This window comes from Peteryoungia rhizophila, assembly GCF_004912145.1.
GTDB lineage: Bacteria > Pseudomonadota > Alphaproteobacteria > Rhizobiales > Rhizobiaceae > Allorhizobium > Allorhizobium rhizophilum.
In genome coordinates this window covers 88569-103135 of sequence record NZ_STGT01000007.1, presented here as the reverse complement: position 1 = coordinate 103135, position 14567 = coordinate 88569, and the positions used below count along the sequence as shown (strand labels likewise).

At 61.4% G+C, this 14567-nt stretch carries 11 protein-coding genes; 5 read left to right on the top strand and 6 right to left on the bottom strand.

Going from position 1 to position 14567, the window contains the following annotated elements; genetic code table 11:
- Positions 1 to 10: 10 nt before the first annotated feature.
- Entirely contained in the window at positions 11 to 1366 is a 1356-nt protein-coding gene (locus E9677_RS23035) for a serine hydrolase domain-containing protein (RefSeq protein ID WP_136560401.1), read from the bottom strand.
- Positions 1367 to 1484: 118 nt separating this feature from the next.
- Positions 1485 to 3035 (bottom strand): putative bifunctional diguanylate cyclase/phosphodiesterase, encoded by a 1551-nt coding sequence (locus E9677_RS23030; protein WP_136560400.1) that lies wholly within the window; start codon positions 3033 to 3035, stop codon positions 1485 to 1487.
- A 139-nt stretch (positions 3036 to 3174) separates the two neighbouring features.
- Here E9677_RS23030 and E9677_RS23025 point away from each other — a divergent pair, with 139 nt between their 5' ends.
- From E9677_RS23025 to E9677_RS23010, 4 genes are all read left to right on the top strand, one after another.
- Positions 3175 to 4425 carry a DUF3419 family protein gene (locus tag E9677_RS23025; protein ID WP_136560399.1) on the top strand — a complete coding sequence of 417 codons (1251 nt, stop codon included), beginning with the start codon at positions 3175 to 3177 and terminating at the stop codon, positions 4423 to 4425.
- Positions 4422 to 5090 carry a class I SAM-dependent methyltransferase gene (locus E9677_RS23020; RefSeq protein WP_168801319.1) on the top strand — a complete coding sequence of 223 codons (669 nt, stop codon included), beginning with the start codon at positions 4422 to 4424 and terminating at the stop codon, positions 5088 to 5090. The genes E9677_RS23025 and E9677_RS23020 overlap by 4 nt, the downstream gene beginning before the upstream one ends.
- Before the next feature lie 137 nt (positions 5091 to 5227).
- Entirely contained in the window at positions 5228 to 6007 is a 780-nt protein-coding gene (locus E9677_RS23015; RefSeq protein WP_136560398.1) for a glycoside hydrolase family 25 protein, read from the top strand.
- Positions 6008 to 6111: 104 nt separating this feature from the next.
- A complete protein-coding gene (locus E9677_RS23010; protein WP_136560397.1) occupies positions 6112 to 7299 on the top strand; it encodes a lytic murein transglycosylase in 1188 nt (395 codons plus the stop codon).
- Between the two features lie 510 nt (positions 7300 to 7809).
- Here the strand turns inward: E9677_RS23010 and metF are convergent.
- The 4 genes from metF to E9677_RS22990 form a co-directional block, all read right to left on the bottom strand.
- The gene (gene metF, locus E9677_RS23005; RefSeq protein WP_136560396.1) at positions 7810 to 8718 is read right to left on the bottom strand and encodes a methylenetetrahydrofolate reductase [NAD(P)H]; all 909 of its coding nucleotides are present in this window, start codon (positions 8716 to 8718) and stop codon (positions 7810 to 7812) included.
- Positions 8719 to 9726 (bottom strand): ArsR/SmtB family transcription factor, encoded by a 1008-nt coding sequence (locus tag E9677_RS23000; RefSeq protein ID WP_136560395.1) that lies wholly within the window; start codon positions 9724 to 9726, stop codon positions 8719 to 8721.
- A gap of 148 nt (positions 9727 to 9874) precedes the next feature.
- Positions 9875 to 11524: an energy-dependent translational throttle protein EttA gene (ettA, locus tag E9677_RS22995; RefSeq protein ID WP_136560394.1), complete on the bottom strand. Its 1650-nt coding sequence runs from the start codon at positions 11522 to 11524 to the stop codon at positions 9875 to 9877.
- Positions 11525 to 11637: 113 nt separating this feature from the next.
- Positions 11638 to 13449: a hypothetical protein gene (locus E9677_RS22990; RefSeq protein WP_136560393.1), complete on the bottom strand. Its 1812-nt coding sequence runs from the start codon at positions 13447 to 13449 to the stop codon at positions 11638 to 11640.
- A gap of 141 nt (positions 13450 to 13590) precedes the next feature.
- Here E9677_RS22990 and E9677_RS22985 point away from each other — a divergent pair, with 141 nt between their 5' ends.
- Entirely contained in the window at positions 13591 to 14517 is a 927-nt protein-coding gene (locus tag E9677_RS22985) for an alpha/beta hydrolase (protein WP_136560392.1), read from the top strand.
- Positions 14518 to 14567: the final 50 nt, after the last annotated feature.

Here is a 14567-nt window from a genome sequence, read left to right as displayed (position 1 = left end):
ACGGCTGGCGTCAGCGCAGTGCATTGCGCACCGCCTCGACCAGCCTCTGAGGCCTGTAGTCCAACCACCTCGGTGTCAGGCCAAGCCTCATGACAACCAGCCGTTCCGGCGGTATGATCGCGGCGGACTGGCCGTCATGTCCCGACATCCAGATGGTTTCGTCCGGCAGACCATAGTCGCGGTCCGTGCCGCCAGGACCGTTCTGCCATGCTTGCCCCTTGGTATAAGCTTCACCGGAGGCATCACTCGGCTCCGCGATCCGCGCAACGATGGCAGGATTGAGCACCTGGCGGTCTGCCCAACGCCCGTTCTCGGCGATCAGCATGGCGAATCGCGCCCAATCCCGCGCAGTGGCGTAGAGGTAGGAACTGCCGGCAAATATGCCCGCCTGATCGGGTTCCAGTACGGCGCTGCGCATCCCGATGGCATCGAAAAGCGCCCGTCGCGGAAATGCCAGGGCATCTGTCGGGTTCGAGAAGCGTGACATCCAGTAGCGCGAGATGAGCACGGTTTCACCGGACGAATAGTTGAAGCGCATCCCCGGTGCCGCCTCCGAGGGGAGCGAAGCGGCATAGGCACCCATATCCGGCTCGAGATAAAGCATGCGCGTGACGTCGGTCACGTCGCCATAACTCTCATTGAAGCGCAGGCCGCTTTCCATGGCGAGCAGATCGGCAAGTGAAATCTCGCGGCGGGCATCGCCCGACCATTCGGGAAACAGTCCACGGTCGTCGATGTCGAGACGCCCCTCTTCGCGCATCAACCCAACCAGAGCCGCAGTGACTGTCTTGGTCATCGACCAGCCAAGCAATGGCGTCCGTTCGTTAAAGCCCGCGCCATAGGCCTCGCCGACGAGCCGACCGTCCTTGACGACGACAACCCCGCGGGCCGATGGGCCGAGCAGCTCGGGATCGGACAGAATTGCCGAAAGTCGAGGATCTACTTCTGCGGCTCCCTCGCCTTCCGGCCATGGCAGGGATTCGTCGGCCGGCATGGCCTCCGCGACGGGCGCGGTCAGGCGACGGGCCGTCTCGATATCCGCATCCGCCACAGTCGCGCAGCCAAGGCCCGTCCGATGCACAGCGCGGGATGGCGCGACGATCCCAAGCAGGGATGTTCGCACCAGACCGCCTTCCAGATCCACATCCGCTTGCACCAACCGCAGAAGCGGATGCCCAGGTGCCTGGACGTCGTCACGCAGCACCTCATCGGCATCGCGACCGGCAATGAAAACGTTGGAGCAGATGATTTTGGCAGCGTACCCGGTTCCGACCCGCAGCAGGTCTGGCGGAAAGGCGATGAGCACGCCGGCCGCTATACTCACGATGCCCACCAGCGCTACGGCCAGCCGGAGACCCCATTTCATCGCTCTATGCATCCGCACGTCCTCACTTTCCATCATGGAAGCAGGCCATCATGGAAGCAGGAAAGGATGACAGACGAAAGATGCGGATGAGAGGCCCGGGATGTTTTCCCGTGCCGTCTCAAGAACTGACTGGGACGGCGGGCTTGGCCAGCCGCGCCTGCAGGTAACCCAGAGCGTCAGCTGCAGCAAAGGGTCTGGAGAAAAGAAACCCTTGCGCCTCGCCGATCCCGAGCAACTTGACGAAGTCGAGCTGGTTCTTCGTCTCGATCCCCTCGATCGTCGTGCGGATCTGGAAGGTCTCCGACAGTTTGTGCATCAGGTCGACCAGCTTGGCGCCCTGGCTCGTCTCCAGCATCAGGCGGGCGAAGGAGCGGTCGATCTTGAGTTCGTCGAGCGGAAAGAGCCTCAGATTGTTGATGGAGGAGAATCCGGTCCCGAAATCGTCGAGCGCGATACGGACACCACCCGACCGGAGTTCGGCAAGACATCTGCACACGAGATCGATATCGATCGAAAACACGGCTTCCGTCACCTCGATCGTCAGGCGCTCGGGCGCAAGCCCGGTCTCGGCCAGGCAATCGAGGATATGCGTGACGAATTGAGGATCCTTGAACTGATCACCGGAGACATTGACGCTGACCCCTGTCGGGGCCGGCCAGGTGACGGCAGCGGCACAGGCCTGCTGCACGACCCATTTGCCGAGGACCTGGATGATGCCGGTCTTTTCTGCGAGCGGAATGAAGATGTCGGGGGCGATCAGCCCGCGCCGTGGATGGTGCCAGCGCAACAGCGCCTCGAGCGACCGAACATCACCATTCTCGACCGCAACGATCGGCTGATATTCGAGATAGAATTCGCCTTCGACGAAACCACGCGACAGATCGCGTTCGAGTTCCAGCCCCTCCATGACCTCGCGCGCCAACTGCTCGTCATGGAAGGCGTGGCTCGGCCCGAAGACCTCCTTGGCGCGATAAAGCGCGAGGTCGGCACGCTGAAGAGCAGATGAGACATCCTTGTCCTGTGGCATCATCAGCGTCGCACCGATGCTGACGCCCGCCAGCACTCGCCCATGGGCAAGATCGAACGGCTGGGCCAGCGCGTGTTCGATCTCCAGACAGACGAACTCCGCGACAGGCCGTTGCGTCACCTTTGGCAACACGACGGCAAACTCGTCGGCGCCGTTTCTGAAGAGCTGGGCATCGTCCCCGGCTGCCAGGCGCAGACGATCTGCGACGGCGACCAGCAACGCATCACCTGCCGCATGCCCGAGCGTGTCATTCACATATTTGAAGCGGTCGAGATCAATCAGCAGCAGCGCGCCGCGAGACGGACGACCCAAAGCGGTCAGCGCCTGTCGCGTGCCGAGCCCGGTCAGTCGATCAATGTGCGATGCTGCAGCAAGCTCCGACGCGCCCCCTTCGAGCCGACGGATGCGTTCATGCAGAAGTGCCTCCCATGCGGCGATTCGCCAACCAAGTGCAGCGCCGACCAGAGGCAGGCTCAATGCCGTGAGAACCGGCCAGTCGGCGAGCAAAGCTGTGGAAAGCGCCGCCAATCCGCCCTCGGAAATGGCGGGCAAAGCAATGACCCCAGGCGCCACGGACCCGCCCAAAAGCCCGGCAAGGCCGTAACGCAGCCGCCTGCCGAACGGGATTTCACTTAACATCATGTTAAACACCCCTAAAATAACTGAGGATAATTTGTATGAAATGCATTGAAATTCGGTTACCGCCGCCGACCGCGCACGTCATCAAACTGTAGCACGCGAAAGCTACACGCCGTGAAACCCAAAGAGGCGGCGGACCGACATGACAGACCTTGCACCCGATGCCGGATTTCGTGGAAATGAGAAGCTGAAGGACGCGCTGCTGCAGCATGCACCGCTGTCAGCGGCAGGCCTCTCGGAGCGTCTCTTCGGCCTTCTCTTCTCTGGCCTCGTCTACGCCCAGATCTGGGAGGATCCCGACGTCGACATGCAGGCCATGGATCTGGCCGAAGGTGCCCGCATCGTCACGATCGGCTCCGGTGGTTGCAACATGCTTGCCTATCTGAGCCGTCGTCCGGCATCGATCGACGTGGTCGATCTCAACCCGAACCACGTGGCACTCAACCGCCTCAAGCTCGCCGCCTTCCGCCACCTGCCGAATCATGCCTCGGTCCGCCGCCTGCTCGGCGAACAGTCTGTCGCAACCAACGCCCGCATGTACGACAGCCATATCGCACCCAATCTCGACGTGGCCACGCGACGTTATTGGGAGACGAGAGGCGTGAGCGGACGTCGGCGCATCTCCGTCTTCAACCGCAATATCTACCGCACCGGCCTGCTCGGCCGCTTCATCACGATCGGCCACCTGATCGCCCGCAGCCATGGCGTCCGTCTGGAAGAGCTGGCAGAGACCCGCTCGCTGCGCGAACAGCGCATGTTCTTCGACAGCCGCATCGCACCGCTCTTCGATAAACCGCTGATCCGCTGGCTGACACGCCGCAAGAGCTCGCTCTTCGGCCTCGGCATCCCGCCCCAGCAATATGACGAGCTCGCCTCGCTCGCAGACGACGGCACGATCGCGCCCGTCCTGCGCCATCGCCTTGAAAAGCTCTGCTGCCACTTCCTGCTCCGCGACAACTATTTCGCCTGGCAGGCCTTCATGCGCCGCTATCCGAAGCCGGATGAAGGCATTCTTCCGACCTATCTGCACGAACGGCACTATCCGGCGATCCGCCAGTCGGTTGACCGCGTGACGGTTCATCATGCGAACTTTACCGAATTGCTGGGGAAAAAGCCGGCAGGCAGCGTCGATCGCTATGTCCTGCTCGACGCTCAGGACTGGATGACCGAGCAGCAGCTGAACGCGCTCTGGACGGAGATCACCCGCACGGCCGCAGATGGCGCCCGCGTGATCTTCCGCACCGCCGCCGAAGAGAGCATCCTGACCGACAAGCTCGCACCGGCCCTCCTTGGCCAGTGGAACTATCAGGCTGAACGCTCGCAGGCGCTCAATCGGCAAGATCGCTCGGCGATTTATGGCGGCTTCCACATCTACGAGAAGCGCGGCGAATGAGCGAAGGCCCGGCAGCCCTCAACCCGGCCGAATCGCGGGACCACGCGGAAAGCATGGACCGGATGTACCGCTACCAGCGGCATATCTACGACTTGACCCGCAAATATTACCTGCTCGGCCGCGACCACATGATATCAGGCCTGAACATGCCGCCCGGGGCGTCTCTGCTTGAAATCGGCTGTGGTACGGGCCGCAATCTCGCGCTCGTCAGTCGCCATTTCCCGACGGCTGAGCTCTTCGGCCTCGACATCTCGGCAGAGATGCTGGTGACGGCCAGGGCGAAGTTCGCAGGCGACGCCCATCCGCCGAGATTACAGGTCGCCGACGCCACGGCCTTCTCCGCCGCAGACTTCGGGCGCGACGGCTTCGATAGAGTCATGATCTCCTATGCCCTGTCGATGATCCCCGACTGGCAGGCCGCCATCGATCAAGCGATCGAGGCCCTTGCCGCAGTTGGCTCCCTGCACATCGTCGATTTCGGCCAGCAGGAGCGTCTACCCATCTGGACCCGGACGGCGCTCCAAGCCTGGCTCACCCGCTTTCACGTCACGCCACGCCCGAACATGCAGGAAGTCCTGGAACAGCGCGCGGCATCCAAGGGCCTGAAGCTCGTCTTCGAACCGCTCTGGCGCGGCTATGCCTGGCATGCCGTCCTGACCCGCTGATCCCGATGCCGTGATGTGCCATTGCGTCTAACCCGATTTTAACCATGATGGTGGCAGGGTGGTGTCGGCTCGCGCGTGTCGCGTCTCGTCGCACCGCCTGGGGCACGTAATTTCAATCCTCAGCCGACGGACCCTGCATGCGGTGGCTTTCGACCCTCCTTCTTCCCCTTTGCCTGGCGGTCACGTCCTGCACATCCGGCTCTTACGATCTGATGGAGACGGCCTCCGTCTCCCCGCGCTTCCACGACACCGATCCCCAGCATTTCGATGGCAAGACGCCGCACCGCCATGAGGTGCACGGCATCGACGTGTCCAAGTGGAACGGCGACGTCGATTGGCGGCAGGTCAAGAAATCCGGCGTCTCTTTTGTCTTCATCAAGGCGACGGAAGGTGGAGACATGCTGGATCCGCGCTTTCACGAGTACTGGCAGGGCGCCCGTGCCGCCGGCATTCCGCATGCGCCCTATCACTTCTACTATTTCTGCTCGACGGCAGACGAACAGGCGGACTGGTTCATCCGCAATGTGCCGCGCGAAGCAAACCATCTGCCGCCCGTGCTAGATGTCGAGTGGAACCCGAGTTCGCCGACCTGCCGATTGCGGCCCGATGCCGCCACCGTGCGACGCGAGATGCAGCGCTTCATGCAACGCATCGAAGCGCATTACGGCAAGCGACCGATCATCTATACCTCGGTAGACTTCCACCGGGAAAACCTCGAAGGTGCCTTCAAGGATCATCACTTCTGGGTCCGGGCCGTCGCCCAGCACCCGAGCGAGATCTATCCCGACCGCCGCTGGGCCTTCTGGCAATACACCTCGACCGGCGTCATTCCGGGCATTCGTGGCGGGACCGACATCAACGTCTTTGCCGGCACCCATAAGAACTGGCAGAAATGGGTCGCAACCGTCTCGAAATGATCGCAAACGCAGCCTAGAGGCATCTGACAAACCTGCTGTTTCCGGCCGGCATGAATTTGCAAGGCCGAAAGGCCGCCCGTGCCCAATCCTAGAAGGACCGACTGATGAACAAAGCCCTGCGTCATGCGCTCCCCCTCGCCCTCCTCCTTGCCACTACCGGCCTCGTGCAGGCGCAGCAACAATGCGGTGGTGACTTCGCCACCTTCCTCGACGGCGTGAAGGCCGAGTCGATCGCCTCTGGCACGCCGCCTGAAATCGTCGACAAGGCGCTGGCCGGTGCTGCAATCGACCAGAAGGTTCTCTCACGCGACCGGTCACAAGGCGTCTTCCGCCAGACTTTCCTCGAATTCTCCAGCCGCACCGGCAGCAAAGCGCGCCTCGACATGGGCCTGCAGAAAATCAGGCAATATGCCGAGGTCTTCGCACGCGCCGAACAGGAATATGGCGTCCCGGCCGGCGTCATCACAGCCTTCTGGGCCAAGGAGACAGACTTCGGCGCCGTTCAGGGCGACTTCAACACCCGCAATGCCTTGGTCACGCTCGCCCATGATTGCCGCCGTCCCGAGCTCTTCCGGCCGCAACTTCTGGCGCTCATCAAGATGGTCGAACATGGCGACCTCGACCCTGCGACCAACACCGGAGCCTGGGCTGGCGAAATTGGCCAGGTGCAGATGCTCCCCGAAGACATCATCGCCTTTGGCGTGGATGGGGACGGCGACAACCATGTAAACGTCAAGCAGAGCAGCCCGGACGCACTTCTCACTGCCGCGCGCTTCATTCAGCATCTCGGCTTCAAGCGCGGAGAACCCTGGATCCAGGAAGTCAGCATCCCGGATAACCTGCCCTTCGAGAAGTCTGGCCTTGGCGGCACGATGACGGCCGGTGAGTGGTTCGCGCTCGGCGTCCAACCACGCGACGGCGACACCGCATTCTCTGCCCTGCCCGCTTCGCTGATCTTGCCGCAGGGCCGCAAGGGGCCGGCCTTCATCACCTATCCGAACTTCAACATTTATCTCGAATGGAACCAGTCCTTCATCTACACGACTTCGGCGGCCTATTTCGCCACGCAGTTCGGCGGTGCGCCCGCCTATCAGAAGGGCAATCCGGAACCGGGCCTCGACACCGACCAGATGATGGCGCTGCAGACGAAGTTGCAGGGACTTGGCCACGATGTCGGCAAGATCGACGGCATTCTCGGGGCAGGCACCCGGGTCGCAGTGCAAAAGGAGCAGCAGCGAGTCGGCCTTCCAGCCGATGGCTGGCCGACAGCGGCACTCCTCAACGCCCTCTGACATCGGCAGCATCAGAACACAAATGGCCGGGGCGGCACTGCCGCCCCGGCCATTTTCTTTGTCCGCTCAGCAGGCAGACCAGCGGAAGGCACTCCGCAGAAACGCCCCCTGAACCGCCTCGGACCTCACGGATATTAAACTTCATTAACAGGTCGAGAGATTTTCCAAGCCATTGAAATAAAAGCCATACCACCGGAATTCGCCAAGTTGTCCACTGCCCCTTGCCGCAGCGCAACACCGATTAGCCCTTGCATAGACACAAATCAGACATAATATCTAACGGTCAACGCAAGGAGGCACACATGGGACTGACCAATTCTATCAACGTCCTTATCGTAGGTGCAGCGTTTGTTTTCGTAGCCACGATGCTGTTCATCTGACGCAGGTCGAATGAACCAAAACCCATGGCTTGGCCGAACCAGGCCTCTCCAGCATTCATAATTCCAAAAACAGCAAGAGGCGCATGACAGGGACCGTCATGCGCCTCTTTCCTTGCAATGGCAGAACCGCTCAGGCCGCGGCGCCCGATACATTTCCTGTCTGTGTGGAAACTCCGAGGCGCTCGAGGGTCGCGATCGTCAGTGGAGCCCTGTTCATCGTATAGATGTGAAAGTCCTGCAAGCCACTTCGCGAAAGGTCCGCGATCTGCTCGGCCGCAATCTCGGCAGCAATCGCAGCCCGGGCCCGCGGATCTCCTTCCGAACCTTCAAAGCGCGCGTCGACGAATGCCGGAATGCTGGCACCACACATTGCCGCAAAGCGCTTGAGCTGGGTCAGGTTCTGGATCGGCATGATGCCGGGCACGATCGGAATGGTAATCCCGGCGGCGCGGACACGTTCGAGATAGCGCTCGAAGATGTCGTTGTCGAAGAAGAACTGGGTCAGCGCCCGCGTCGCCCCGGCATCGACCTTCTGTTTCAGCATGTCGAGATCGACCACATCGTTTTCGCTCTCGGGATGGCGCTCCGGATAGGCCGAGACGGATATCTCGAAGTCGCCCATGTCGCGAAGACCGGACACGAGATCGGCGGCATTGACGTAACCGCCCGGATGCGGGGCATAGCGCGTGCCGACGCCACCCTGCGGGTCGCCACGCAGCGCAACGAAATGGCGAACACCGGCCGCCTGGAATTCCTCCACGACGGCGCGCACTTCCTCACGCGTCGCCCCGACGCAGGTCAGATGCGAGGCGGTGGAGAGTGGCGTCTCGGTGATGAGACGCTTCACGGTTGCAAGTGTCGGTTCCCGGGTCGTGCCACCTGCACCGTAGGTTACCGAAACGAAATCCGGCTGGTAGGCTTGAAGGGCTTCCACCGTCTGCCAGAGCTGTTCGTCCATCTCCGGAGACTTCGGCGGAAAGAACTCGAAGGAGATCCTGAGGTCAGAGGTGTTGGCGATCGGCCGCTCGGTCTTCGTCATCTATCTGCTCCCGGTCAAGGCAAGAGGGTGGTCCTGGGGTGTTTCTGCGTTAGCGGCCATGCGCCGGGCGAGCCAGATGGTCACGGTCAGCCCGCGTCCGGCATCACTTTCCGGTGGCAGGTCAATCACGTCTTCGACGGACAGGCCCTGCCGGGCAAGCCATTCGGCCATGACGGGATGTGAGAAGCCCAGACGCACATGAGCGTGTTCGTCGCGCAGATATTCGTGCGCATGGGCCGCGAGATCGATGATCGCCAGGCGACCGCCGACCTTGAGCATGCGCGCAGCTTCGGCAAGCGCCAGTTCAGGCTCTTCGAGGAAGTGTAGCACCTGGTGGATGGTGACGAGATCGTAGTCCCCGGCATCGAGCGGCAGGTTCAGGATGTCTCCGTGGCGGACGCTCGCCGACAGGATGCCTTCCTTGTCGAGGTTGGAACGCGCGACGGCCAGCATGTCCCGGCTGGCATCGATGCCGATCGCACGACGGTAGCGCGGCGCCAGCAGTTGCAGGATACGGCCGGTCCCCGTGCCGAGATCGAGCATGGCTTCGACCGGTTCCGTCCCGACGATCTGCAACAGTGCGGCCTCGACATCGGCGTCGTTCACATGCAGGCGGCGCAACTCGTCCCATTCGGAAGCGTTGCGGCTGAAATAGGCTTGCGCCTTCTCCGCTCTTGCCCGCTTGACGCCTGTCAGTCGGTCGCGGTCCCGTTGCAACACGGGATCGCTATCTTCTGCAGCATCGAGAAGAATACGGATCAGCGTGGCGCCGGCACCGTCCTGCTTCAGGCGGAAATAGGCCCAGGCGCCCTCCTGATAGCGGTCGATCAGATCCGCTTCGGCGAGCAGCTTCAGGTGCCGGGAGATCCGGGGCTGTGACTGACCGAGAATTTCGGTAAGATCGGTGACCGTGAGATCGCCGGACGACAGAAGCATCAGCAGGCGAAGCCGCGTCGGCTCGCCTGCTGCCTTCAGCAGTTCCACAAGTGTATCGACGCCAAGCTTCATTTGCACCACCGCAATAACGACATAAAGATATCTTTATGTCTCATCTACGATCGATGCAAGTCAAAACTTGATTGGCGGGCGGATTGGTTGCAGCAAAAAGGGCCGGCACCTTTCGGCCCGGCCCCTCACTGTCTCACTCTTTAATACGTCAGCGCGTCAGGCGCTTGTATGACTGGCTGCCCGGGTTCAGCGCATCGGCGCCCAGACGGCGGATCTTGTCCTGTTCGTAGTCTTCGAAGTTGCCTTCGAACCATTCGACATGGCCGTCGCCTTCGAAGGCGAGGATATGCGTAGCCAGGCGGTCGAGGAACATGCGATCGTGGGAGATGATGATGGCGCAGCCGGCAAAGTTTTCGAGCGCCGTTTCCAGCGCACCGAGTGTTTCCGTGTCGAGGTCGTTGGTCGGTTCGTCGAGCAGCAGCACATTGCCGCCGGCCTTCAGCATCTTGGCGAGATGCACGCGGTTACGCTGACCACCCGAGAGATTGCCGACCTTCTGCTGCTGGTCGCCGCCCTTGAAGTTGAAGGCGCCGCAATAGGCTCTGCTGTTCATGTCGAACTTGCCGAGCTTGATGATTTCAGCCCCGCCCGAGATTTCCTCCCACACGGTCTTTGAGCCATCCAGCGCATCGCGGCTCTGGTCGACATAACCAAGCTGCACGGTTTCGCCGACGCGGATCGAACCCGCATCTGGCTTTTCCTGGCCGGTGATCATCTTGAACAGGGTCGATTTGCCGGCGCCGTTCGGGCCGATAATGCCGACGATGCCGCCCGGCGGCAGCTTGATCGAGAGATCGTTGATCAGGGTGCGGCCTTCAAAGCCCTTGTTGATTCCATCAAGCTCAATGACCACCTGGCCGAGACGTTCCGAAACCGGGATGATGATCTGCGCATCGCCGGGCCGGATGCCTTCGGCTGCATCCACCAGCTGTTCATATGCCTTGATACGGGCCTTCGACTTGGCCTGACGGGCCTTGGGGCTGGAGGCGATCCATTCCTGTTCGCGCGACAGGGCCTTCTGGCGGCCGGCTTCTTCACGATTTTCCTGCTGCATGCGCTTGGCCTTGGCCAAGAGATAGGCAGAATAGTTGCCTTCATAGGGAATGCCGCGGCCACGGTCGAGCTCGAGGATCCAGCCGGTCACGTTGTCGAGGAAGTAGCGATCGTGGGTGATCATCATCACAGCGCCGGGATAGTCACGCAGGTGCTTTTCCAGCCAGGCGATCGTCTCGGCGTCAAGGTGGTTGGTCGGTTCGTCGAGAAGCAGCAGGTCGGGCTGCGAGAGCAGCAGACGGCACAGCGCGATGCGGCGACGCTCACCACCGGACAGAAGCGAGACATCGGCATCCTTCGGCGGGCAGCGCAGGGCTTCCATCGCCATCTCGACCTGCTGTTCCAGATCCCAGAGGTTCTGGCTGTCGATGACGTCCTGGAGCTTGGCGCCCTCTTCCGCCGTCTCGTCGGAATAGTTCATCATCAGTTCGTTGTAACGGTCGAGCACGGCCTGCTTGTCGGCCACGCCTTCCATGACGTTTTCGAAGGCGGTCTTGGTCTCGTCGAGGTGCGGTTCCTGCTCTAGGTAACCGACGGTGGCGCCCTCGGCGAGCCAGGCTTCACCGGTGAATTCCTTGTCCTGGCCGGCGATGATGCGCAGCACGGTCGACTTGCCGGCGCCGTTCGGGCCGAGAATACCGATCTTGGCGTCCGGGTAGAAGGACAGGTTGACGTTCTCGAGGATCTTCTTGGCGCCGTAAGACTTGTTCAGTCCCGACATGTGATAGATGAACTGGCGTGCCATGGGGTCTTGCTCCGGCGGGAATGGGAATTTGCCGCTATGTAGGCGAATTGCGGCGATGGAGCAATGCAGGGACACGGCATTCGGCGCAATTTCGGCACGGAAATCTGGGCAAGCTACCGAAAGTGTGCCTGATCGATGCGGAAGATCCGCAGCGGCGATAGCGAGTCCGGTGACCACTCCACCAGGCCCGGCCAGCCATTCCCATTGATGAGCGCCGCATACATTTCTCCGCCCGGGAGCGCGTGACCGGCCGGTAAGGCGCAGATCGCGACGTAGTCGAAATTCTGCACAGCCAGGCGGCGCACAGCAGGGTCGCCGGACAGGAACGCTGCGAAGACGGTTGAGAGACCCGGCGCGGCGCGATGAAACGGAATGGCCGCCACTTCAAGCTGGCCTTTCCCGGCCTCCAGCAGAGGCAAACCCAGGCCATGAGGTGCAAGCACACGCCCCGGCGCGAGTGTCTCCAAAGCCGAGAAATCCGCATGCTCGCAAGGGTCTGCCATGGTGTCGATCAATTCGAAACGCGCGGGGTTTCTGTTGAGGCCGACCGCAGCAAAAACGATCCCGACGACTATCAATGCCGACGATGCGGATAGGATCGGCCATGCAGGTCTAAGACGTCCGCTCAGGAGCGCGACGAGAACAACCGGCAAGAAGAGCGGCATCAGCGAGATAGAGAAACGCGCATAGCGCAACTGTACCACTGCCGCGACGAGCGCGACCACGCCGATGGCAAAAGCCAGAACCTGTCCACGTTCCTCATGTCTTCGTTTCCATGTGGCCGCCAAAGCCCAGACGGCGATGAGGGAAAGGACTAAGAAAAGCGGCAGAAGGCTGGTCGATCCGTTCAACACCTGAAACACGAGCCCGTGCTCCTGAGGAATGCGGTCAAGCCAGCTGGCCCTCACCACTGGCTCGATCATGGCATACGGGCCGCGGAGACACTCCGGATAGAGCGGGACGACCACGGTCAAAACAGCCACGGCAGCAATGGCAAGAAGCAGCATACGTCGAAACACGGAATGCACAGCGCCCCACCAGCCGAGAGCCATGAGAGCAAGGCCAAAGCCGAATGCGGCGAGCGCAAAGGGCGCCGAGAAGCTGTCACAGGCGGCGGTCGCCAGACCGACTGGCCCAACAAAGATGATACCGAGCAAGACGGATGCGGCAGCGATGCTCCCGCCGGCAGAACCCATGACCACCTCTGCCCGAGGCATCTTCGCGAGCCAGGAAAGCACGAGCGCGCCATATGCGACGACGACGAATGGCAGGCATTCAAGACCGACCAGCAGGGACACGGCGGAACTCAGCCCGATGATAAGCCCACCCATCCGGTCATATCGCTGTAGGCCGGTCATGAGGCAAACCATGGCGATCAGTTGCCAATTGTGATGGTCGATCCGACCGGGGGAAAAATCACGAAACGCCGGGGCCATCACCAGCGCCACCAGGCACACCACGAGGGCGGTGCGCAGCGGCTTCCAACCAGTCTCCCTCATCGACCGCTGCACAAAAACTGCGACGAGCATCGCGAACGCCACCAACATGGCCAACGGCCAGACTGAGAACGCGATGCGCAATGCCAGAGAATCTCCCACGAAAGGCGCAAGCATCCCGCTGATACTGACATAGGGAAGATCGACGAGCCTCGACCAAGGCGAGACATAGACCTCCGGCAGTCGGACTGCAGGAATGGATAGATCGAACCAGCCCACCTGCCCGGAAGCGAGCAGACGGATCTGCAAGGCACGCAGCCGATCATCGACGTCGAGCATGAGCAGATGTCCGTCGGAAAGGTCTAGAAAAATGACCATGCCTGCGACAAGCAATGCGATAGCGGCATAAAAAAGCAGATGACTGAAAGGCTCCGCCCTCGGCTTGCCAGCTTGCCGCTCTATCTTTCCAATATTTCCCAAATCAAACACTCGTCAAACGCGCACTCGCAATGAGTGCACTTTGATGAGCATCATTTAACGCAGGGTTATTTTGACCGCATAAAAACAGGATATTCAGGCCATTGCGCACCGGCCGTGAATCCGTTTGTATCGCGCCTCTGGGAGAACCGAATGTTTCTGGATCTGCATTTTCACCAATCGCCGACTGGCGCCCGCCTCGCCTATCACCACCATCCAGCTGAGGCAGCCCCACGCGGCATCGTGATCGTCTGTCATGGTCTTGCCGAACATTCCCGCCGCTACCGGGCATTTGCAGAAGCGCTGGCCGTGCACGGCTATCACGTCTACGCCCATGATCATCGCGGCCATGGCGAGACCACCGCGGCCGATGCAGCCCTTGGCCTATTTGCGCGCAAGGACGGGTATTCCAAGGTCATCGCCGATGTCGTCGCAATGCGAGACCTCGCGACCAGCACCCATCCCGGGCTGCCGGTTATCCTTTTCGGGCACTCCATGGGCGGCCTGATTGCGTTAAATGTCGCGACCGAACATCCGCAGTCCTTTGCGGCACTGTCGATCTGGAACTCCAACTTCAATCCCGGCCTCGCAGGCCGCTTCGCCCAGGGCGTGCTCTCCATTGAACAGATGCTCAAGGGATCCGACGTCCCATCCCTGATTCTGCCGAAGGCGACCTTCGCCGCCTGGGGCCGCGCCATTCCCGGCCATCGCACCGCCTTCGACTGGCTGTCACATGATCCGAAAGAAGTGGACGCCTATATCGCCGATCCACTCTGCGGCTTCGATGCCAGCGTTTCGATGTGGCGCGACATTTTCCGCCTCACCTTTGCCGGAGTTGATTCGGAACGCCTCGCCCGCCTACCGCAGAGGCTGCCGGTCTATCTCGTCGGTGGCGCCGAGGATCCCGCGACCAACATGGGCCGCGGGATCCACTGGCTCGGTCAGCACATGCTGGATGCCGGCATGACCGATGTCGAGACGATCGTCTATGAGGGCATGCGCCATGAGACGCTGAACGAGATCGGCCGCGAAAAGGCCGTCGGAGATTTCCTGACATGGCTCGGCAATCTCGGCGCCTGACACGTGGATCTCTTGCCGAAACGGAATGATGCCATGAGAGAATATCAGGT